Origin of the sequence: Lentzea alba (genome assembly GCF_047445655.1) — a bacterium.
Classification (GTDB): Bacteria; Actinomycetota; Actinomycetes; order Mycobacteriales; family Pseudonocardiaceae; genus Lentzea; species Lentzea alba_A.
Genome location: NZ_JAJAEG010000112.1, coordinates 1 through 528 on the forward strand (window position 1 = coordinate 1; position 528 = coordinate 528).

The 528-nt window shown below is 69.3% G+C and carries 1 pseudogene; it reads left to right on the forward strand.

The features are described 5' to 3' along the window. A pseudogene (locus tag LFM09_RS50125) lies at positions 1-307 on the forward strand (IS4 family transposase); the annotation flags it as partial. Between the last annotated feature and the right edge of the window lie 221 nt (positions 308-528).

A 528-nucleotide genomic window follows, 5' to 3' on the forward strand; every position in this document is an offset into this window, starting at 1 on the left:
CGCCCACGCCCGAGCCGACGAACTCGCCGACGCCTACCACCAGCGGTGGGAACACGAAACCGGCAACGACCAGCTCAAAACCCACCTCCGCGGCCCCGGCCGCATCCTGCGCTCCCGGCTCCCCGACCTGGCCTACCAGGAGATCTGGGCCTGGCTGATCACCCACCACGCCATCAACGCGTTGATCACCCAGGCCGCGACCGCCGCCGACCTCGACCCCGACCGGATCTCCTACACCCAGACCCTGCGCCTGATCCGCCGCACCGCCACCGGCACGGCGGCCATTCCCCCCTCAGGACTGGACTGACCAACTACCCCGAATCCTGACCAGCATCGCCGCCCTGCGCATCCCGCCCCGCCGGCACCGCACCTGCCCCCGCGCCGTCAAACGCATGCGCCACAACAGCTACCGCGTCAAGAAACCCAGCGAACCCGCCAGCACCCGCCACCCCGGACCCGCCACCATCCGGCACTATCCCCTGCCCACTCACACGACAAGATCAACTTAAGCTACGTGGCATTGGCCCC